The organism is Allocatenococcus thiocycli (assembly GCF_921292965.1).
In the GTDB taxonomy this organism is placed as follows: Bacteria; Pseudomonadota; Gammaproteobacteria; order Enterobacterales; family Vibrionaceae; genus Vibrio; species Vibrio natriegens.
In genome coordinates, this window is sequence record NZ_CAKLCK010000015.1 from 79,175 (window position 1) to 100,414 (window position 21,240).

The 21,240-nt window shown below is 41.4% G+C and carries 18 protein-coding genes; 5 read left to right on the forward strand and 13 right to left on the reverse strand.

The features are described 5' to 3' along the window. Positions 1-32: 32 nt before the first annotated feature. Both L9Q40_RS06265 and L9Q40_RS06270 read right to left on the reverse strand, forming a co-directional pair. Positions 33-380, reverse strand: a complete 348-nt coding sequence (locus tag L9Q40_RS06265) for an Hpt domain-containing protein (protein ID WP_014234306.1) — start codon at positions 378-380, stop codon at positions 33-35. 30 nt (positions 381-410) lie between these two features. After that, positions 411-914, reverse strand: coding sequence for a hypothetical protein (locus tag L9Q40_RS06270; RefSeq protein WP_498792726.1), 504 nt, complete (start codon positions 912-914; stop codon positions 411-413). A 689-nt stretch (positions 915-1,603) separates the two neighbouring features. Here L9Q40_RS06270 and L9Q40_RS06275 point away from each other — a divergent pair. The 4 genes from L9Q40_RS06275 (at position 1,604) to L9Q40_RS06290 (ending at position 8,263) form a co-directional block, all read left to right on the forward strand. Continuing rightward, positions 1,604-4,999, forward strand: a complete 3,396-nt coding sequence (locus L9Q40_RS06275; protein WP_498792728.1) for an NACHT domain-containing protein — start codon at positions 1,604-1,606, stop codon at positions 4,997-4,999. A 55-nt stretch (positions 5,000-5,054) separates the two neighbouring features. Next, complete coding sequence (gene istA, locus L9Q40_RS06280) at positions 5,055-6,074, forward strand: IS21 family transposase (RefSeq protein WP_050935650.1); 1,020 nt, start codon at positions 5,055-5,057, stop codon at positions 6,072-6,074. Beyond that, positions 6,071-6,865, forward strand: a complete 795-nt coding sequence (gene istB / locus L9Q40_RS06285) for an IS21-like element helper ATPase IstB (RefSeq protein WP_050935648.1) — start codon at positions 6,071-6,073, stop codon at positions 6,863-6,865. Before istA ends, istB begins: the two co-directional genes overlap by 4 nt. 90 nt (positions 6,866-6,955) lie before the next feature. Further along, positions 6,956-8,263: a hypothetical protein gene (locus L9Q40_RS06290; protein WP_498792730.1), complete on the forward strand. Its 1,308-nt coding sequence runs from the start codon at positions 6,956-6,958 to the stop codon at positions 8,261-8,263. A 99-nt stretch (positions 8,264-8,362) separates the two neighbouring features. Here the strand turns inward: L9Q40_RS06290 and L9Q40_RS06295 are convergent, their stop codons facing one another. The 11 genes from L9Q40_RS06295 to L9Q40_RS06345 form a co-directional block, all read right to left on the reverse strand. Further along, positions 8,363-8,518 (reverse strand): hypothetical protein, encoded by a 156-nt coding sequence (locus tag L9Q40_RS06295; protein ID WP_162814011.1) that lies wholly within the window; start codon positions 8,516-8,518, stop codon positions 8,363-8,365. Continuing rightward, positions 8,511-10,214 (reverse strand): hypothetical protein, encoded by a 1,704-nt coding sequence (locus L9Q40_RS06300; protein WP_138940198.1) that lies wholly within the window; start codon positions 10,212-10,214, stop codon positions 8,511-8,513. The genes L9Q40_RS06295 and L9Q40_RS06300 overlap by 8 nt, the downstream gene beginning before the upstream one ends. Before the next feature lie 339 nt (positions 10,215-10,553). Continuing rightward, complete coding sequence (locus tag L9Q40_RS06305; protein ID WP_498792732.1) at positions 10,554-12,128, reverse strand: competence protein CoiA family protein; 1,575 nt, start codon at positions 12,126-12,128, stop codon at positions 10,554-10,556. A gap of 130 nt (positions 12,129-12,258) precedes the next feature. Next, positions 12,259-12,738, reverse strand: a complete 480-nt coding sequence (locus L9Q40_RS06310) for a hypothetical protein (RefSeq protein ID WP_498792734.1) — start codon at positions 12,736-12,738, stop codon at positions 12,259-12,261. Then, positions 12,738-13,337 (reverse strand): hypothetical protein, encoded by a 600-nt coding sequence (locus L9Q40_RS06315; protein WP_343360328.1) that lies wholly within the window; start codon positions 13,335-13,337, stop codon positions 12,738-12,740. The genes L9Q40_RS06310 and L9Q40_RS06315 overlap by 1 nt, the downstream gene beginning before the upstream one ends. Before the next feature lie 11 nt (positions 13,338-13,348). Continuing rightward, positions 13,349-14,503 carry a TnsD family Tn7-like transposition protein gene (locus L9Q40_RS06320; RefSeq protein WP_498792736.1) on the reverse strand — a complete coding sequence of 385 codons (1,155 nt, stop codon included), beginning with the start codon at positions 14,501-14,503 and terminating at the stop codon, positions 13,349-13,351. Then, the gene (locus L9Q40_RS06325) at positions 14,439-14,933 is read right to left on the reverse strand and encodes a TniQ family protein (protein WP_498792738.1); all 495 of its coding nucleotides are present in this window, start codon (positions 14,931-14,933) and stop codon (positions 14,439-14,441) included. The genes L9Q40_RS06320 and L9Q40_RS06325 overlap by 65 nt, the downstream gene beginning before the upstream one ends. 4 nt (positions 14,934-14,937) lie before the next feature. After that, entirely contained in the window at positions 14,938-15,852 is a 915-nt protein-coding gene (locus L9Q40_RS06330) for a TniQ family protein (RefSeq protein ID WP_498792740.1), read from the reverse strand. After that, entirely contained in the window at positions 15,845-17,239 is a 1,395-nt protein-coding gene (locus tag L9Q40_RS06335; protein ID WP_055465197.1) for an ATP-binding protein, read from the reverse strand. Before L9Q40_RS06335 ends, L9Q40_RS06330 begins: the two co-directional genes overlap by 8 nt. Next, positions 17,229-19,406 carry a TnsB C-terminal domain-containing protein gene (locus tag L9Q40_RS06340; RefSeq protein ID WP_498792742.1) on the reverse strand — a complete coding sequence of 726 codons (2,178 nt, stop codon included), beginning with the start codon at positions 19,404-19,406 and terminating at the stop codon, positions 17,229-17,231. The genes L9Q40_RS06335 and L9Q40_RS06340 overlap by 11 nt, the downstream gene beginning before the upstream one ends. Further along, positions 19,396-20,259: a TnsA endonuclease N-terminal domain-containing protein gene (locus tag L9Q40_RS06345; protein ID WP_498792744.1), complete on the reverse strand. Its 864-nt coding sequence runs from the start codon at positions 20,257-20,259 to the stop codon at positions 19,396-19,398. Before L9Q40_RS06345 ends, L9Q40_RS06340 begins: the two co-directional genes overlap by 11 nt. A gap of 450 nt (positions 20,260-20,709) precedes the next feature. Between L9Q40_RS06345 and L9Q40_RS06350 the strand changes: the two genes are divergently transcribed. Further along, positions 20,710-21,111 carry a hypothetical protein gene (locus L9Q40_RS06350; protein WP_055465072.1) on the forward strand — a complete coding sequence of 134 codons (402 nt, stop codon included), beginning with the start codon at positions 20,710-20,712 and terminating at the stop codon, positions 21,109-21,111. Positions 21,112-21,240: the final 129 nt, after the last annotated feature.

A 21,240-nucleotide genomic window follows, 5' to 3' on the forward strand; every position in this document is an offset into this window, starting at 1 on the left:
TGTTCATTGCCATATATCCCCCCGCTTTAAGCCTATACAGATTTGCCATTCATATTGTCTAAGTAAGCAAAAATCTGCTGATTAATCGTTAATAGCTCCCTATTAACTATAGTGATATCTGACACATCTGGTGCAATATTGTTGCGTGTATCCTCTTCAATTTCTTGTAATGCTGTGACGGCGGTGTCTTCGCCGAAGCTTTCTAGTACTCCTTTTAAGCTTTGCGCTAACAAGTGTAGTTCCGGCCAATTTTCATTGGCATATAATTCATTAATGCGTTCCAACCCATTAACGTGTTCTTCTAAGTAGGTCGAAAACACGGTGATAATGATCTCTACATCGTTATCCATAGCTTTGTTTAACACGTCAAAATTGATCATTTATTAATCCCTGTAAAGAATACGTTGGTTCTATGATGCAGGCAGTCGGTTGGTGTAAAAATCCGCGAGATAGATTTCTAACCAATGAGAATAGTTAGGAGGTATTGCTCGTTGTACTAAGTGTTTGACTCTATGATCGTTTGATGCGTTTGTTGCTTCGGCGGTATCAATTGAACTCAGTTTGGGTGTTTTCCCAACTGAATACGTGTGCTTTTTCAGTGTAAAAAGAAGTTTCTGACGCTGCTTCCAGGATGATGATTGTTGTTGTGGAATGCTTTGAGCCGGCTTAACTGAGGGGTGTTTAAGTATCTTAGCGTCAGAAGATTGAAAGAAAATACGGTATAAACAGGGTAATGCAGAGTCGAGATGAAAAGTGAAGAAAACGAAGCTCCCTTGTGCACTTATTTCACAAGTTGGATTTGATGCCTTTCCACCTAATGGGATGAGTTGGTTAACCATCAAAATTGAAGTCGTTAAACATTGATCAACGACTAACACATTCATCTCATCAAGTGCGACTTCACCCTCAGTCAATGTACGTTTTCCTTGCAGAGTATTACTTTTAAACTAGTAACCCGAATAGATAAATTCAAGGTGGCAAGGGTAAAACAAGATATCGCCCAAACTTTAAGGTCTTTCGTATGGTTAAGCGTAGTTGCTTAATGTGATCTAATGGAAAATTCTAGATTTGGTTTGAATCTTCGACGCAACAAGCAGATTTGAGGTGATAAGTCGTCGGTCGTTAAATGGGGTGTGAAGGCGTAGTTTAGAAAGATTAGTCTAAGCGCTTTTTAAGCATTTCGAAGGGTAACTTCTTTTCGTAACAAGAAAAAAATAGACAAACCGAAGTTTGTCTATTTTGTAGTTTTTTCCAAGTTTTAAATCAGAGATACAACTGATCACAGATAACTAAGATGGAAACTTGCCAGCCATCTAAATCAACGATCTGGAATACTCTTTAACGATAACCGAGTTGGAAACTTTAATACTTCAGGAAGGGGGCAGGTAATGTGTTTCGGTAACTAAGTTGGAAACTAGTTGGTCGCGAGAGCTGTTTATTTAGGGTAAAAACTCAGTTCGTAAAACCCGAACCGTACTTTACGAACTGAATATTTAACTCGTAACCTGTCCCTAAATTGTCACAGATACTAGAAGATCAATTGTAAAAAGAAGAGCTAGGCCATATCTTACTGATGTGTAAGGTTATATTGAGAACGGACAGTATGGCGCTAGAAGCAGGTGGATATGCGGAAAAGCTTGGCAACAGGTATGAATCTAACTGGATTGCATATCAGTTATTACGACTGTTACAAGAAAAGATAAGTTATGTGACTGTAGAGCCTATTGGGGATGATGAAGTCGGAGTTGACTTGGTAATAGGCAATAGTGATGGCTCATACGAACACCATCAGTGTAAAGCAAGCTCTGGCAATAGCGAATATTGGCATTTATCTAAACTTCATAGTTCCAACATTCTAAAAAACGCAAGCTTCCAAATCGGTAGAGGGGCTACAGAGTTTCACTTGGTTTCACCACTATCGAGTAGAATAATCAGCGATTTATGTGAAAGTGCCTTGAACAGTAATGCAATGCCTTTTGACTTCCTCGAACATCAAGTAAAACAAAGCCAAGAGAGAGAGAAGTGCTTCAGTTCATTATGTGAATACCTTGGTCTATCTGTTGAGTTAGAAGAAGATATCCGCAGAGCAATGCTGTTCTTACAGCGCTTTAAGATTATCCGTTATGATTTGAATAAACATAATCAAAGTGATTTAGAAGACAAAGCTTCCTCTCTGTTCAGTGGCCGCAGTAACAAGCTAGTCCAGTTCCTTAAATATTATCCTGTTGAATACAATAAATTACGTAACAAGATTACGGCGAACCAACTATTAAATGATCTGAAAAAGGCTGGGTTTGTTGCTAGAGGGATACCCGAAGATGAACGAGTACTTTCGGTTGTTGATAACCTTTCCAAAGAGTTTGATGAGTCAATCCAACCATTCTTGATATGTAATCAGCTTATTAAACGAAGGGAGTTGGATAGCATCACCGACTCTTTAGAAGAAAACCCTGTAACTCTGATTAGAGCAGAAGCAGGAGTTGGGAAAAGTTCATTACTTCTCGAACTTCATAACTACCTTCGTAAGAGTGGAGCCATCAGTGTTCCAGTGAGGCTTGATCGACGAAACCCAGAAGATAATCTAGATGCATATGGAAGATCTTTAGGTTTCCCATACTCGCCACCTTTCAGTTTAAGTGCATTATCAAAACACAACAAAGTAGTGATTATATTGGATCAACTCGACGCTATCCGATGGACTGGCGCGCATTCTAATATAGCTTTGCACATCTGCCAGGAGTTAATAAGGCAAACAATTGCGTTACGTAAAGAAGGTGCAGACATATCAATCGTCTTGGCTTCTAGGGATTTTGAGCTAAACGAAGATATCGCCTTATCAAGTTGGCTAGATAGTATTTCGGAGTCATTGCATGAAGTCACATTATCTACATTAGATGAGGAAAAAGTAGACGAGTTAGTCTCGCCATTTGAGACGTACTCACAGCTTTCTTCCGTAAAGAAAGAGATTCTTAAGATACCGCTATGGCTTGGCATATACCTAACTATTGCGTATCGGACACAGACTGCTCCTAGATTTGATAACAAATTAGAGTTGGTTAAGAATTTTTGGGATGATCGATTAAGTCAAATAAGCGCCCATCATCTATCGGTTGAAGAAGCAGAAAAACTTATTGATATGCTAGTGGGCATAATGATGAAACAAGGTTGTTTGTCTGTGTCATTGAACTCTCTTCCTGTTGGTTCTCGGTGGGCCTTAGAAGTATTAATATCAATAGGAGTGTTAACTAAGCAGGATCAACGCGTAAGTTTTAGGCACCAGGCATTATATGATTATCAAGTTGGTTCCAAGTTATATCGAGCAGGAAGTGAATCTTCAGAAAAACTTCTATCTGTGCTTGGAGGGTTTGACAACCAAACTCTAGATAAAAGGGAGCACCTTAGATACGCGCTAAACATGTTACTAGACGCTAGCCAAAAAAATTATTGCTCTAGCATAGAGGCAGTTTTATTTAGCGATAAGGTTCGTTTTCACCTCAAATTTTTGGCCCTTAATTCGCTCAAAGACCTAAAGGCAATAAAAGCACCCGCTAGAAAGCTAATCAACAAGTTAGTTCATGCTCCAGCACTAAATAAGAAATTTATCTCGACGAGCTGCTTTAAAAATCCTGAGATAATCGAGTATCTAATAGAGAATGGCTTTTTGGAGGACTGGCTTAGCAGCTCCGATGAAAAGCTAGTGGATGCTTCGGTTGGTCTTCTGAGCTCTATTTCGGAAATTAAGCCAGATTTAGTGGTCGCAACTCTGCGCCCATATGTCGATGTGTCAGATAATTGGAATCAGAAAATATACAGTAGTCTGTGCTGGAAGATTGAAGATGATTCTGATGACATGTTTGAATTGAGGAAAGATCTTCTTCAAAAGAACTGCCCAGCAAGCTATATAGATTGGCGATCTCTTTCAAAAAGGCACCCCCAACGAGTATTGTCTTTGATAGAGGTAGTTCTAGAGCATTATCGAGAAGTGATTTGTAAGCCTAGGTATTCGGAAGAAGTTAGAGCGCATGAAAAGTTAACGCAAAGAGATAACTGGTCACCAACTGAGTTAGAAGACATTCTAGGTGTATCGGATGTGATCCCAGAAGCCGTAATTAGCAGGTTGCTAAAGAAGGTAAATGACATAGCTGAATCACAACCAAATCGAGAAAGTGTATTTTTGTGGTTACATAAGGATGAAGCGAGTGATTATGATCATGACTGCCGTCTTACTTCTGGACTGTTCTCTCTTATAGAAAAAGCTGGGGAAAAGTTAGGCTCTGATCCTAATATGTTGCACGAGTTAGTCAGACCGTACCTCTCGACAGCCAATCCAGTGACAGTACACTTGGTTGCGCGACTATTGCTGAATCTCTCTCAGAATGAGTCTGATAACGTTATTGACTGGTTGCTGGCGCACCCAGACTTACACTTGTCATGTGGGAATACCTACCGTGAACCTATCTGGATTCTACCAGGGAAATTGATCGAAAAATTCTCTGAGAGTTGCAGTCTAGAAAGATTTACGGCCTTTGAAAAATGTATATCTAGTCTTCAGAGTTACCGTAGCCTAGATGAAGTTCGAAGGAAGCTTGAAGCTAGAAAGTGGGGAGTTTATCCAAGCTATTGGGGGCAAGCTCAACATTTTTTGCTGCCTAAACTAGATCCAACTAGAGTTGCGAATAGTACTCGTCAATTGATTGACATGTTAGCTAGAAAGTTTGAGTCATATTCATATTTAGATTTTTGTTCTAAGTTCGAGTCAACGGGAGGCCGTGTAACTTCTCCGTTGCCATTCGGGAATAAGTTATCGGACAAGTCTTGGACACGCTTAATACTCACTCCTGAAGAGCAATTTAAAGGAAAAAGATGGAAACAATTAGCTGCCGAGCTAGTTGCTGAGTCAAGTATAGAGCAATTCTCTCAAACCCTTGAAGGTGCAGTTTGTAATGAACCTATAAGGTGTCAGCGCCGATGTAAAAATGACCCACTAACGCCGATTTAAAATTGACCCACCTGAGTCAAACTATCCGTTCGTAACATGGACAAAGCGGCGGATTATGATCAATCAGGAGCAACTAGTGGAAATACACGTTTTACATCAGCAAGGGTGCAGCATCCGCCGTATCGCAAAGGAGCTGGGGATCTCAAGGAATACCGTTCGTACTTATCTGCGAGATAGAAGCAAAGCACCCGTGTACCCCGAGCGTCAATCCCGACCAACTAAACTTCAGCCCTACCATGACTACTTGTGTACGCGGATTGAAGCCGCAAAGCCTTATTGGATACCCGCAACCGTCTTACTACGTGAGTTAAAATCACTTGGTTATGAAGGCGGTATAACGATGCTTAAGGAGTACATCAAACAGTACAAACCAAGTACGCCTGTCGACCCTGTCGTTCGGTTCGAGACATTGCCAGGTGAGCAGATGCAAGTGGACTTTACGACCATCACCCATTACGGAGTCCGTGTTAAAGCCTTCGTGGCAACGCTTGGTTATAGCAGAGCGACGTTCGTTCGCTTTAGTGAACGAGAGCGCCAAGAAGACTGGATAGAAGGTCTTGAAGAAGCGTTTGAATACTTCGGTGGCGTCCCCAAAGAAGTTCTGTTCGATAATGCGAAAGCCATCATGATAGAGCGTGATGCATACGGTGAAGGTGAGCACCGCTGGAACCCTGCACTGCTCACCGCAGCCAAGAAGTACAATTTTAAACCGAGAGCCTGTCGTCCATATCGCGCAAAGACCAAAGGAAAAGTGGAGCGATTTAACTCCTACTTGAAGAATAGTTTCGTCACTCCTCTTGCGGCGACACTCAAGCAACACGGACTTAAAATCACCGTCGATGTTCTTAATGGACATATCGGCGCATGGCTAGAAACCGTCGCTCACCAACGAACTCATGGTACGACAGGTGCAAAGCCTCAGGTTCTCTTAGATGAAGAGCGCTTTACACTTCAGTCGCTACCATCGCCGACACGCCCAGTCACACCACTAACAATAAGCGATAGTGTGATGCCACTTGAGAGCTTCCAGCACCCACTCTCGACGTATGATGCGTTGTTGGAGGTACGACCATGAACCTTCAAATGAGTCGTATCGAGGCTGCCTGTGCAACGCTGAAGTTACAAGCTATCGGTCAGGAGTGGCCGAGACTGGCAGAAGCAGCCAACAGTCGTGAACTGAGTCTAGCCGATTACTTAGAGTCACTTCTGAACGCTGAACTGGAAGCGCGAGCAGAACGCACAAGAGCCACACTGACTAAGTTCGCCAGCTTCCCAATGGAAAAAACGTTCGATGACTATGACTTCAAGTTCGCAACGGGTGCCCCAAGAAAACAGCTCAAGGAGTTAACAGGGTTAGCCTTCATTGAGCGAAAGGAAAACGTGGTATTACTCGGCCCAAGTGGCGTTGGTAAGAGCCACCTTGCAGTGAGCCTTGGCCAAATAGCGGTTCAAAAGGGCCTAAAGACACGGTTCATCACCGCAGCAGACTTGATGCTTCAGCTATCTACAGCAAAAGCTCAGGGTAAGCTTGAAAGCTACTTGAGACGAAGTGTACTCGCACCTAAGCTACTTATCGTCGATGAAATCGGCTACTTACCGTTCGGCAGAGAAGAGGCCAACTTGTTCTTTAACGTCATCGCCAAACGTTATGAGCAAGGCAGCATTATCGTGACCAGTAATTTGCCGTTCTCTCAATGGTCAAATGCGTTCGCCGATGATACAACGTTGACGGCGGCATTACTCGATAGACTTCTTCATCACTCGCACATTGTACAAATCAGCGGTGAAAGCTATCGATTAAGAGGAAAGAAAGCGGCTGGAACCATACCAGCGGTTCTAGAAAGTCTATCTGAAGGCAAAAGTTAATTGTATGGGTGGGTCAATTTTACTTCGGCGATAACGTCGATAAGTGGGTCAATTTTAAACTGGCGTTGACAAAGGTTCGCAAATCTTGCATTGTTGCTACCAAGAGATATAAACGCCCAATATGTTAGTGCGTTTTTTCGAGGGTTAGCTAACGGTAGTAAAGAGAAAGCTCATGCAGACTACAAAGAGGGTTGGGCTCCTTGCAGCGATATCTTATTGGACAGAGTGATTGCACATTTCCCTCATAGTGAAAGCGAACATGCTTTAGTTAGATTGCTCGACTGTCAGTCGTTAGCTTCGGACGCAAAAGCTTTTCATTTATTGTTCCATCTAGCTCGTCATGCCAAAGACCCTGAATTAAACAGACTGAATGTTTGGAACCCTGACAAAGGTCGTTCAGCCGAGGATGCGTCAGCCAAATCTTTGATGGATAACTCAATCAATTGCGTTCGTGGGCAAGCATATATAGCGATAGCTAGGATTTTTTTCAACAACGAATTGCTTGCAAACCAAAATAGAGACGTAGTTGCTCATGCGATTGTAGATGAACACCCTGCGGTCAAAATGTCAGCTTTAGAGTTACTTAAGCCTTATCTTAATTACGATAGCCCGTTTGCCCATACCAAGTTTATAGAGTTATGTACTAAAGATATTCGCGTCAGTGGAGGGTATGGTGCAAACCACTTTTTCAACCAAGGGTTCGAGAGCGAGCATGTCAACGAATACATTGAACTTGTTCTCCGAATGCTTGACTCTCAGTATGTGGATATTAGGAAAGAAGCAGCTAGACAGATCTATGCCCGTTGGTTTTTCAATGAGCTATTTGAAGATGAGCTGGCGTTGGTTCTCAAAGGCGACAAAGAGCTAAGGAATGGCTGCTCTTCTGTTCTATCCCAGTTCTTAAGAGAAGATAAACACCATGATCGAATTAGCAAAATTGAGCCGTCATACAGAACGTTAATAAACGATGAGGACAAAGATATTTCGCAGAAAGTGGGTTCGTGCATTCAGTATGACAACTACTGGGCAAAGCACAACTCGACTGTGTTATTTAGTGATTTTGTCAAATCTAAAGCTGTAAAGTACTGTATTTACGATCTGTTTAGAAAGTTGGAAAGCTTTCCAGGTATGCTTGTTGATATGAGTGACTCTTTATTGGATCTAGTCAAAAACATCGTTGAAGTGGATAATATAGATGAGTCTTTTAAGCATCGACATATGCATATCCGCGAATCTTCTCTTCTAAGCGTGTTGCAGCGTCTTTACGATGAAGCGACAGAAGATGAAGATGATGAGGCAATCAGCACTTGTTTGGATATCTGGGATGAACTGTTGAATTCGGAAATTTATACAGCTATGAGCGCAGTAAAAGTCCTTGATGACGGTTTGCTGTCTTAGTTGAAAAATCTTCGTTTTTTGTGTAATCCACAAGTAAGAAAGCGAACACTAATGTGTTCGCCTTCCTGTAAACCTGTACTGGCGTGCAACTAAAGAAAACTAAAGCTGTACAACCTCTGCCTCATGAGCAATGAGTTCTATTTGCTCTGAGGTGATGTTACCTGATTCAAGAATTTGAGATAGTTCATTTTCAATGCTTTCTTGAGCTCTAATATCTTCGTATACTTCATCTGCATACTGTAGAAACTCACCCATGACTAACTCCTTTGTTCTCTTCGTCATCAAGTATGGCACATTCAAGGCCAGATATCGTAACAGAATCTAAGATTTCCTGCAAAAAAATCGCGTTATATCTAACAATTATATCTTGCGAGACTATGCGAGCTAACGCAAAGTTTAGTGGAGTTGTAATGTGTTCAAACTGCTTTTGTTTAGATTGATCCCCCATCATCAAGTTTGTTTTGTCTCTGTAGATATTTACAACACCCATAACATTTTTTTTGTGTTCTTCAGAGTACCTACTGGTCATCAAAGGCAGTGAAATAATAGATTTTGCACGATTATGTCTACTGAAATGTACTTTTGCTTCTTCAACTAGTTCGTCTGGTGGACTACTTTCCTTTTTCCAATGCTCAATCGCTTTCATAGTGTCATTAATGAACTGGCACTCTGCTTCCGCTATGGCTCTTGGTGCTCCGAAGCAGTTGTATTTTTTTTGAGAGGTCATCTCAAAATATGGTATTGAAAAATCGTCAATTTCAGAATCTGGCTCAAACTTAATCGGTTCGTACTCATTAGTGTTACTCTGAGAGTTTTCTACCTTTTTCGTTATGCTTTTCTTGTCTGTGTAGATTTCTACAGATAGCTCTTGATGCAGAGTCAGATAGTTACCTAAAGAATTAGCCTTTAAGTTTTCATTCCCTGAAGAATCTTGATGCTTTAGCACTGCTGGTATATAGCGAAACTCTTTCAGTTCAGGTAATGTTTTATCTATGCTTGAGTATTTCAACATCAAGTTCGCTCGATAAATATTGTTGTTTGTTCTTGAAGGTTCAACACCGTCGAACAATGCAGCTAGCCTAGCGTAAGCAGCCAGTAATGCTCTAATGTATTTCGCATTTTCTGCGCTTCTATCATTTAAAGACTGTATGTGCTTCTTAATGTTAGCTCTTTCTTCGTTCACTTTTTGAGGATTTAGATTAGCTTTTAGATCTACGATGCCTTTGGTTGGATTCCAATGAAAGTCTAACTTATCAGGCGCTTCTGCTTTTAGATAATTTAGAGAGCTAGTGATCTCCTTTCGACCACTACCGACCATCTGAACGAAATCGTCAGCCACATCAACATATTCCGCAAGTGTTTTGGCAAAACCATTTGGTGGGGCTAAGCGAATAAGTTCTTGAAGTTGGGTAATTCTGTAGTTATATGCTTCAACTTGAGTATCTTGAATGTCACTGTTTTTCTTATTTATAGCCAACTGGTTCAGAATGAAGACGGTAATCGTTATAAATAATAAAGCTAAGGAGTAAGAAAAGCTTTCCCGATAAGTTAAAATACTTTCGGTTGTTATCCAAGTATGTACGGCAGACGAGATAATAGAAAAATATATACCAATCAAAAAGATAGCAAAGTGAAGCGTCGAAGTACAAATGGGGCTGCTTAGAATATGGGCAGCTTGATTTAGAATTGATGCTCCAGGCCGTTGTTTAATAACCGAATAGATAATCACTGCGGCTATAATGAGCCACAATCGAAAATCTTTTAGCACCTCAGTCCAAGTATCTGATGATTTGAATGCCTTAGCGAAATATGGAAATATTTCTCCACTAATACTTGTAATATTGAAAGCTGCACTTTTGACCAAAAAACTCAATATAAGAAAGAAACCTAGGTCTAAAAAAACAGTAAGAGATGGTTTGGTTGCTGAGTCTTCTGACTGATTTGTATTCATTCTTATAGTTAACCAAGTTATGCAACAGTTTGACTTTAAGAGAATGATATCAAAGTTGTGTAGTTTGCACTATCCCTGAAAGATTTAACCACTTACCTATCGTGTCGAAAGTTGTATGGTAAACGACATCGCCCTCAACAAATACTCGACGAGCACCTCAAAAACGTATTATCAACCAAGTCAAAGGGTTTGGCGGTGACTTTTATCGCGTCGTGCCTCTGCTGAGATCGAGCTCTTATATACTTCTAAGTCACCGATTTATCGAAAACCATCCAAAGCAGGATGTCAGTGTTGTTTCGATTTTTTCGTATGAACTTTATTAGCTTTCTGACAAGCGACTCATATATATGAAGAGTCCAAATCAATAGCTTGCATTAGTGAGCCTATGCGCTTAAATCCGCCCTGTAAGCGATAGATAACACCGACATTGGCATAGGGTATAAGAGCTTCTTCGATTATCTCAGAGCGAATCACAAGTGACTTAGAATCAGCATCAACAGCATGTGGAGCGATGCGCTGCTCAATGTCAGAAAACTCTTTATGCAACCCTGTAAGTTCGACTAACTCCTTGAACAGATGGTGATAGAAAATTTTAGTGTCTTTTGGCTTCCTATCGACGATTTCAGCCAGCAGACTCAAGGCTAGAATATGCCAAGTGTCAAACGCCCAGAGGCAGGGATAGCTTCGTATATAATTAAGAGCATGAGGTAACTTTGGGTGTTTCCTAGCGGGGCTAGGCTGAAATAACTGATTCAGTGTCATCCACTTCGACCATCTGGAGTAGTCTCTTTTGAACAAGTTATCTTTTGAAAGTAGATAAAGCTCAGAGTTGGTTTTAGCCTGTCTTACGGCGTCTTTTGTTGTTCTAGCCTTCTTTGCCTTATTGTTCGATTCCTTTAAAAAACTTTGTTGAGATCTTTCAATTTTCAGCATTAATTTGGGGTACTTCAACCATTTCCAGGTAGCCCGATTATTCTCAGATGTTGCTGGAGTGCGGATAACTACGCTTCCATTAAGATCAACGACATCGTCAGGTAAACAATTCTTTAATAGAAACGCTACCCAGATGTGGCTGTTACCTCGAATCGCCTTGAGCAGAAGGTATTCCTCCGTCAGCTTTACTTGGCTAACGCTGTCTACACGCTGTTCAGAGCGAGAATAAATAGTGACTTCTTCGCGATACGTGTACTTGTCAATCTGGCATTCAAACTTTTGAGTTAAGCTAGGTAACAAAATGTAGTTACCTTTAATAAACTTTCTAGCTGAGTCTTTTGCACTACGAACACGTTTTTTCTTGATACGTTCTGCTTCACGCTCCAGAAACTGCTCGTGCTTATCAATGAGTTGTTCTCGGCACCATTCGTAAAGCCATTTGTAAGGCACTTTTTTCGCTTTTAGATCTGAGAGTGCTTCATCAATGTTGCGATTAAGGTAGGCACTTAAATCAAACTCTATTGAAGGGATTTTATTGTGTTGATAGTAGGTTGTTTTTTCAGCTTCATTTTCATGAGTGACGAATATTTCGATCACTATGTCACCGAGTTCGGTTTCGAGAAGTACATCCGCGATATAGCGGTCTAAGCGTACTTCTAGGTTTCCACCTCGAACATTTGTTGATACTTCGCACTGGCTCAGTGTTTGTCCTTTGTATTCAAAGGATGCTGGCGGAAGATAAAGGGGCTGCGATTCAAGAAAAAAGTGTTGTGCGACTAAGTGGAGTTGAGTCATTAAGCAGTTACTGTTTTCGTCTTTCGAATCATGTGCAAAATGATGTCTTGTACCACTAGTTCCATTGTTTTTAGCTACTAAGCGATCTCCACAACCAGAGCATACGCAATTGCACTTTAAGCCATTCTCGACAGAATCAACATGCCTTAAGTTATTTGAATCGCCATGTAACGCATATTCTAGCATCGCCACTCCTCTCAACTCGAAGGTGATGAGCCAACCAAAGCCCATTAAATCAATATGATAAGCTAAGTGAAAATAGAGCAAGTTACTAGTGTTGGCTTCAAGTTTTGGAGGTATCGCGCTTGGAAATCGGTTATGGTTTCAATGTATAAGTTCTGATTACTCTTTCGTCAGGCCTTAACCAGTCCTCAACGAACACCTCAAACAAAGGGTCATCAATCAAGTCACAAGGTTTGGCGGTTACGTATTTATGACTTTGCGCTTCTGCTGAGAGCAATCTCTCGTAGCCCTCTAAGTCGCCGTTATCTAGGTAATTGGAAACTAATGCTGGTGGAGCAACTGCTCGCTCCACCAATACCGATTTCTCGGAGATCATCCAAAGTAAAATATCAGTGTCGTCTCGGCCTTCTCGCATGAGACTAAGATTGTTTCTGAGGTTATCTATAAGGTTAAAATGCTCATCGAACTGAAAGGACGGGTAGTACCTCCAGCCGTTCACATTGATACAAAGAGCGTTGTGCTGCTCTTCGGGTAATTCCTCATGAGAAATTAGTTCTAGGCCGTTGAGAAGCGAGACAATAGCTTTTAATCGCTTAGTTTCGAGCTTATTCATCAGATCTCCTCACAGCGATCATTGCGTTGGTCATCTTCCAATTTGTTACATTCAGCGATAACTTCTCGGTGACGTCTTTGTTTTTCTTTGTTTTCTTCTTTTTGTGCTTCAATACGCCTGATGTCTGAAAACCACACAAGCCATTCATTCAATGTTATAGATTTGCTCTCAACAGCGATTTGATTAAATGTGAGCATGTAATCACAGAACATGTTGAACACTTTCGCTTCATCGTCTCTTCTTAAGAGTGATGCAGGGCTAGCTGTGACATAGTTACGACTTTGCTCAAACAACTTTTCGGCTTTCATGTATTGCTTCATACGTGCCTTGAGGAAAGCTGGGCGCCTAACAGGTACTTTGTAATCCCAAATTTGATAAGTTCTTTCAGTAAAGAACCACTTAACTGAGTTTTCTTGTTTGATGATCTTAATCAGGTCAAGACGTGGTGCTAGATACGGATGAATGTCTCCATTTTCATCAAACTGCTCTCTCGGATAGAGCCTTGCATTATTAAGAGTCACAAACATCGCGATGTCACGTAAGTGAGGTTTGACTTCGTGTGCTTCGAAAATTTGTTTGAATGTACCGAGAAATATCATAGTAATTGTTCCTAATTTTTGGATTTTGAGACGATTTCTTCCGCTTGCCCAATCGAAAGGGGGAGGCGTTTTCTGTTTTTGATTAATGAGTGTTGTGAGTTCACCTGTCTTTCGACGTGTGAAACTGAAGTAGCCTTCTTTACGTGTTGCTTAATTTGTTTAGCCAGCTTTTTATCTATCTGATTCCAATCAATAGATTGATGGTACTTAGCAGGCTCTCGTTTTGGTAAGTGCTGGTTTAGCCAGTCCTTGTCATATCGAAATAGCCACATGTAGCAACTGCTCGAATGTTTAATCTCTGTCCGAGTTAATGTTGGGTTTTGGGAAATGATCTTCTGGAGTGTTTGACGATATTGATGTCGTTTTTGGCAGAACCAGAGTCGTTTTCTCCATGCGGATAATCCTGACATCGCATTTATTTGCTGTTCTACAGTACCAACGCTAACACCGCATAATTTGGCGATATCTCGTCTATGAACCCCGCGAAAAGCGAGTCTCAATATTTGGTCGACTAATGCATCGTTGAGTCTTTTAAATCGATGCTTGATTGTGACCCCATTGCGTTGCGCCATGGCTGCTAGAAAGCCAACCGAACATCCTGTCGCCTTGGCGACAGAACGAAGCGAGTTTCCTGAGGCCAACTCGGATAGACAGACACGAGGCTTATGAGATTCCCGACTACAATAGTTCGAGACCTGAGAAGTTTGTCGAAAGTAACACTTGGCGTTCTTCGCAAAGAAAGCACCAACCAATGCATGCTGTATGTAATGGTTGTAGTGGTCGTTTAGGAGAAGGCACCTTAAGAAATTGAATTTATATAGCTTCGAAGGCAGTAGCTTTGCACCAGTAAATAGAGGAGCCCAAAAGTCTTGTAGACGATTGACGGCTTCTGATTGCCTGATCTGTCCTTTCGGAGTTAACAAATGGGTCTTAATCATCCAAGATGAGTGAGAGGGTGTAGCAATATGCTCGTATCGACGTTCGCATTCATAGCGATGCCAACTACTGATGAATTGCGATAACCTCAACGCTCGTTCTAAACAAAGATCAGAACCATGGAAACATCTATCGTAAGGTGTTGGTGGTAGTTCGATGCGTTTGTTAAGGCCATCGGCATCTGTCGGTGCATATTGCAGCCAACAAGCATGCTTTGGACAAACGAACATACCGCAATACTGATGTACGGTACGCCAAATACCATGCCCCCCATTTCAATGTGTCTTCCTCAAGGCATTGCGGACAGAACTTTAGTGCGCTGCTAAACCTTAACCGAGAAGAAGTAGTACGTGATAAGACCGCGATGTGACTGCCATCATTGCTCAACAGGTGCAATCTAAGTCTTGCTTTGCTTTTGTTATCTTGAAGGCAAGCGCCGACAACAGGGAAACAAGTACTGTTAAACAACAACTTTTCCGCATCTATTGAAGTCTGTTTGGCAACTTGTTCGAGCATGCAAGGAAGCTGGGGGTTAATGCGAACATCTGTGCGCCCTAGGAGAGCTCGGTTTTTTTCGCGTAGCGAGCGTCTTGGTGAGGCTGCGTGGTGTCGCGCAACAAGGCTATAAAAGGCTTCACCAGCTATTTCGTGCAGGTACATAAGTCTATAACTGTCCTGTAGCAACCAGCATGAGAATGTAGATCAGTGGTGGACTAAATCTGTTTGTTGAAGTCGATAAAAATAAGCGTGTAGTCCTCATAGTGGGAGAAATTATGTGATCATTTACCTTCCTCGTGTTCGAGAAGTACTGCTCTAGAGCGCCTTTCCCTAGAGTCACGAAAATCTCTTTGTACCAATCGCCACAAGCTTTCTTAAAAGCCAACGTTTCAGTTTGCTCAAGCGTAAATCCGATGTGTGCCAACGTATTTTGTTGCACTGATTCAAGGCATAGGGTGAGCGTTTGATCATTTAACGCCAACATAAGCTGTTCAACTTTTAGCATTGTTTCATCATAGTACGCTCCCTGACTTGTCATGCTGGAACCACAGCTCGGACAGATTAATGCTGGGGTTTGCATTCGACTAAGATTCTTTACAGTGTAAGTGCATGAAGAACAGCTATTAATGAGCCTCGTTCCGTGTTTGTAGCAGTGAAAAACACCCTGTAGTTGGTGCTGTTGGTGAAAATATGAAATACCAACAGTATCTAAGTCTTCAGAAATACAGTCTTTGCAGTAACGCCAAAAACGATTGTGTACCGTTTGGGATTGTATGAAGTCGATGTCATATGGCTTTCCTTTCAAAAACAATGGTAGCTCGCGTTTCTCTCGCTCGTTGAGGAAAGACTCGATGACGTTACCGTGCATATGCATTTGCCAAATCGAACGATTGTCATCATTAAGAATATTCATCAGTATGGCGTCTAGGTCAGACATGACTGTAACTGGCGACGCACTGAAATTTGCCAGCCCTACACGTTTTGCTGAAGTAGCAAAAGTGCCAAAAGGGGACATAGTATGAACTCGACTAAGGAAGCTTCTTAGGTGTTCGTTCGGTAGTAGGTACAAGATGTTATTCATACTTTCTAGCCTGCGCTAGTAAGGCTTCAGGAGTTAAGTTCTCTAGCATTTCTTGGTCTTTCTCAGTAAGGTTTGCGGCAGAACGAGAGCTTCTAATGGATTTCTTATAGACTTGGTTGCCGTCAATATCTGAGCCACTTTCAGAAAACAAATCCTGTTGAACCGAGTGCAATTGAGATAAAGGATTGCAATCCTCATATTTATAAAATTGACCACGCTTTAGTGCCGTTAATGCGCCTGAGACCAAGAGAAATTGTTCTTTGAATACATGGTCTAGAGCAGCCATGCTTAGGTCTTGATTGTTTGGTGTTAGATAAGTCAGATAAGACAATGTGGCCTTTATTAGGCTGCTCGCGATAGCAGGGATCCCTGCTGATAAGTAGTGAACATGGCGTGTTAGAGTATCAATGTCAGTTGTCTGATTCTTAAGTAATTGTGTCGGGCACATTTGCTTAATGAAGCGTTTCCAAAACGAACTTTCAACATCACATTGCTCTAAGATTAGCGACCCTGTCTTTCCAATTCGCCTAGCGGCAGTCATCTCTTTAGAAAACAGATTAAGTGTTGATAGTGTCCCGACGAGTAATAGTGGTACACCAACCTTGTTAAACAACTCTTCCACGAACTTTAGTGTGGCGTTCTCGTTGTTACCGACTTTCTCGTACTGTCGAGTTTCAGATAGGTTCTGAGCTTCATCTAGAACAATAATCCCAACACCATGGATGAGTAGAGCCTTACGAACCGCAATCATTAGTGCTGTAACTGAGCTTTTCTGATGTGATTCGTAATAATTCTCACCAGTTACCGAATCGATGGACTCAAGAATCCTCCAGAGTAGTGCACGCTGCCCGCGAGCTGTTGGGATATCGATCTTGAGCCAGACAATCTGTTCGTAGATGAACTTTTGCCCTTGGTACTCTTGATGTGAAATGACTTGAGGAATGGCAGACAAGATGCTTTCTACCATCGCTGACTTTCCGCGACCTGATAGACCTGCTACCAAAAAACTCTGCTGATTTGCTGTTTGCTTTAGAGTGCGCTCTTGCCCTTCAGGTATTTCAATAGAGTCGGCAAATTGCAATTGTTTAATATCGCCATACACCAAAGGGTTGCGATAGATATAGCCTCGCTCAATCATGCGAAATACGGTGTCATAAAGGCGTGGGGCTTCATCCTGAACAACATAGCACTCAGATAGGTTATCAATGAATGTTCTGGTGTAGTAACCATGATGCTCAGTAGGGAGCGAACTGACATCAATCATCATGTCAGGAGATAGTGTTGTTGCCTGGATAAATTGTTTAGGTAGCAATGGCATTCCAAGCGCTTCAATCAGAGGATTTTGTGCCATCTGAGAGTTAGGGTGAGGTATATAATTAGCTATCATCTTGTTCATCATCAAAGTCAAAAAAATCAGGTGTTTCCAAGTGTTGGGTATTCTTTTTAGCAGTGGAGCTAGCGTTATCTTCGGAACTTAACGTTGCTGCTATTTGCTCAGATTGTTTGCTGCGTTCAATAGAAGAGACGATACTCTTTCGTTCTTTGATACCTGTCTGGATAGACTTTGCTGACGATGTTTTTAAGTATCGAGCGTCAGCTTTTGCTTGTTTATCGATTTCATCCAGTTTGTTTAAGAACTCAATTTTGTTAGCGAATGAACGTTCTTCATGAAGGCTTTGTTTTTGTTTGGTTAATTCGATTTCATGAAGGGTCGATTGCCAAATTTGATTACGATACGCTTCAGAGCGATCAGTGAGTTCTAAAGTAATTAGTTCGTTAGACTCAGGGTCTTTACACCAAATAAAGTTCGTTGAATTTTGGTCGTATCGAACTTCCACTGTGTATCGGCCAAAATTACGAGCTTTGTCTAACCATTGTTTATGAATGATTTTGTTAGCGCTGTAATACAGCCCCTTAAAGTAAACGCCCTCCATTCTCACAGTCGCCTTGTCAGCAGGTAGCAATGCGAAACGAAGTCGCTCTTCAGGAATCTGAGCTGGCGGTATCATCATTTCTTCTAGCCCGTAGAGATATAAGTCTCTAGGAGAGAAACCAACATCATCACGAGACATCTCGAAGTTATGGTTGTTCTTTCTAAGGCGGTTGTTATTGGTATAAATGATTGTCCTTATGAGCTTTTCCATGAATGCTTCGAAGGACATCGACGCTTTTCTAGAAGCGTGTTGCTCTTCCTTGCTGGGTACTTTCATGACTTGACCAGGCACAAATCGAACAGCATTTTGATGAAAAATATCAAATGCTTTCTCGACAGTTCCTTTACAATCCCCGCGATGATACGGAGCGAAACTGGCGATTGATAAGCCAATTTCACCCTTAAGCATGCTTTCAATGTTACGGTCTGTATACTCGGAACCTCGATCCATGACTAACTGTGAGCAGACATGGTGGCACGGCCATTCGTTTTCAGTAATTTCAACGCCATAGCGTTTAGCAAACTGGACTTTGTTGGTAAAAGCATTGAAAAGGGCTTGTGATGCTCCCGTCCAATCTGGGCCGTGAAAACAAGCATGAGTGCCAACAAACATGCCAGACCACGTATCTACAACTAGATAGATCACAGGGCGTCCCGTGGCTAACTGATTGGTTTTGTCGTAGGGGTAGCGTATGTATTGATCAACGACTGTTGCATCTATTTCATAGCGGCTTGTGGGGCCACGAACACCCTGTCGAGCGAGGCCCGCACGGCCTCGGAAGTCTTTTTGAAAATTGGTCGTGCCGACAGCCTTCCTTATCAATTCAAGTTGATCTACGTTTTGCTTAAAATGATATTTAAATGCATTTCGTGAAATGAGTTTGGCCCTTGGAACAGGTAAAGCTATCTCATGTGCTTCTTCAATCATTGGTTTAACACGCGCATACATGAACTTGCGTGTAAACTGATCGTAAAGGTCACTCAGCCTAGCTTTGCCACCGTTTGGAATGGTTTTAGCAAATCGTCGAATATGTTTAATGTCTTGTAGAGTGACTCCACGATAAGGACTTCCATATCTGGTTTTCGGGCCACTTTTGCCTAACTCAGGGTCTTGGTCAAATGACGGTACTTCAGGTAAAGACTGATTCGTTCCGCAATTTCTCCATAGAGGGAGTAGAGCATTGACGTGAGAACCGTAATACCAGTAACGATTTAAAATTTTTGCTACATAACTGCGGCTGCGACCTGATGCTTCTATCAATCGATGTAAGATTGAACTGCTATCGATAAAAAGATAGTTGTAACGTAGTTCGTCGTTATCGATTAACGGGGCAATAATGTTAAAGCTGCTATCTCTGCGTTGTAACCACTTTCTGCGCTTCTTATCCTTCAGTAACTCTTCGTCCGACATGTATAGGTAAGGGCTAAAGGAATGCTCTAGCACTTTCCATTTGCCCAGCTCTATTTGGCTCAACGTATCACTTAGCATAATCGTTTGAGGCCTTTTAGGGCGTTCAACATTGAGCTGAGTGACAGCAATCAGGTCGAGGTCTTGGCAAATATCTACAATAAGGTATTCAAGCCCTTTTTTGCCATCGACCAATTTTTGATTAATTCTCATCGTGTTGCGAAATCATCATTACAGGGCGAAAAACTTCGATGCGCTCATTCAGGTCAACGTCTAGTTGACCAGAATACGCAAGATGTTGAAATATCTCTAACGCAGCAAGTTCGGTTACATCATGTACTAATGATGCGTGATTCAAATGCTGCTTTAGAGTTTTCTCTGGGTCGTTCATAAGGCTCTTGTTTAGAGTTTTTAACATCCCTTCGCACAGTGGGCCTTCGATTTGACTCTCGCGTATATGATGGTAAGTCTCTCTAAGCCATTGAAGGTTGTATGTTTTGTTGGGGTTCAAGTCTTCATCTGTTATCTGCGTTAGATGATGGTTGTAACGCCCCCAGTACATCTCTTCAATTTTGAACTTTTGTTGGGTTCGTGTGACTTTTTGGGGAGGCTCAAATTCAGTGCTTAGTGCTGAGCTCGGTTTATAGTTATACGGCTGAATGCCAAGCTGGTCTCTCGTCGCATCATATAAGGTGACAACGAAATCCGTGGTCATGGTTGCAGCAGGAATATCTTTACCATCCCTTTCTTTGTATTTAGCAGGGTGTCGATAATTCAGATATTTAGCCCACTTGAGAGTTTCATTTATCGGTAAGGGGTATTGTTCCTGTATATCCAAGACTTCAGGATCGTGCTCAAGATGAAGGAATAGAGCAAGCTCACCTAAGCTGAATAAGTGATGGCAGCGTTTCGTCTTGTGACTGAAAACAATATGAGATAGACCGACACTATTTGAACGTCGAACTGTAATATATGGCTCGTACTCACCATTCTTAATCTTCTTTAGGTGTTTTTCTAATTTTCTGAGCTCATAGTTTGATATGTATGGTTGCTTAACTATTTTCATATGCCTAATCCTCACTTACTAATATATTGTTAGCAGTCTTTCTAGGGTTTGTCTAACTAGTGGTGTTGCTAAGTTGCTGTAAGTAAAGGATTTATTATAACTTATATAATTAATTTAGAGCTTTGGGATCTGAATTAGAATAGCTTGTAATTCAATGTGATATTTGAAGGGGTACATGGAATTTGCAGTTTTTCATTAGGCTTATTTATTATTCCTTATATAAATCGATATAGAATATAATGTCTTTATATTTCATTGCTTTAAAAAAGGATTGTTCACGGATCGTACACTTGGGTTTCTGACTCAAAAAAAACTGATAAAACATGCAAATTTATTGGTCTGGTTGCTTATTTTCGACAGAGTTAGATATCTTTTTTAAAGAGGCTAATATTACAAACATGTGATGATTAGTTAGGCTTGGTTATGGTTAGCGCAGAAAGATTTATCAGTATGGCATGGGAACTAGAGCTCACCATCTGCTCATTGATAACTGAGCATACACCAGAGGGCTACTTGGATGTGTGTAGAGACCAAGCTAAGAGTAGAGGCATAGATGTCTTTAACCTGAACTTTAATGATTATGAATCCCCCCTAGCTGCTTTCGCAGCAGAAGAGAACCGAGAATTGGTTGCTACTTTGGAAGGTTGTAGACGCAAGACACTTGTCATCTTTGAAGGGGCTGATGCGCTGGCACCTTTGGAGTGTAATGAGACGTTTTGGCTGAGGGCATGTTTAACTGTTGCTCAGGATAGTCAGTTAGTGACGATTTTGTCATCAGATCTTTCCAGCACGTTAGCTTTGTATAAAAATTACTTAGCGCCATTTTATGAATCTGCTTTGTTATTAAATTGACATCACTTTCAGTGTTCTTTATCAAAATAATCGCATATGTGAATATGAAAATCATACAGTATAGGTAAACTGTGTATTGTAATACGAACAAGGACTTGCAGGTTACGACTGTGCGTTTGTTGTTTAACT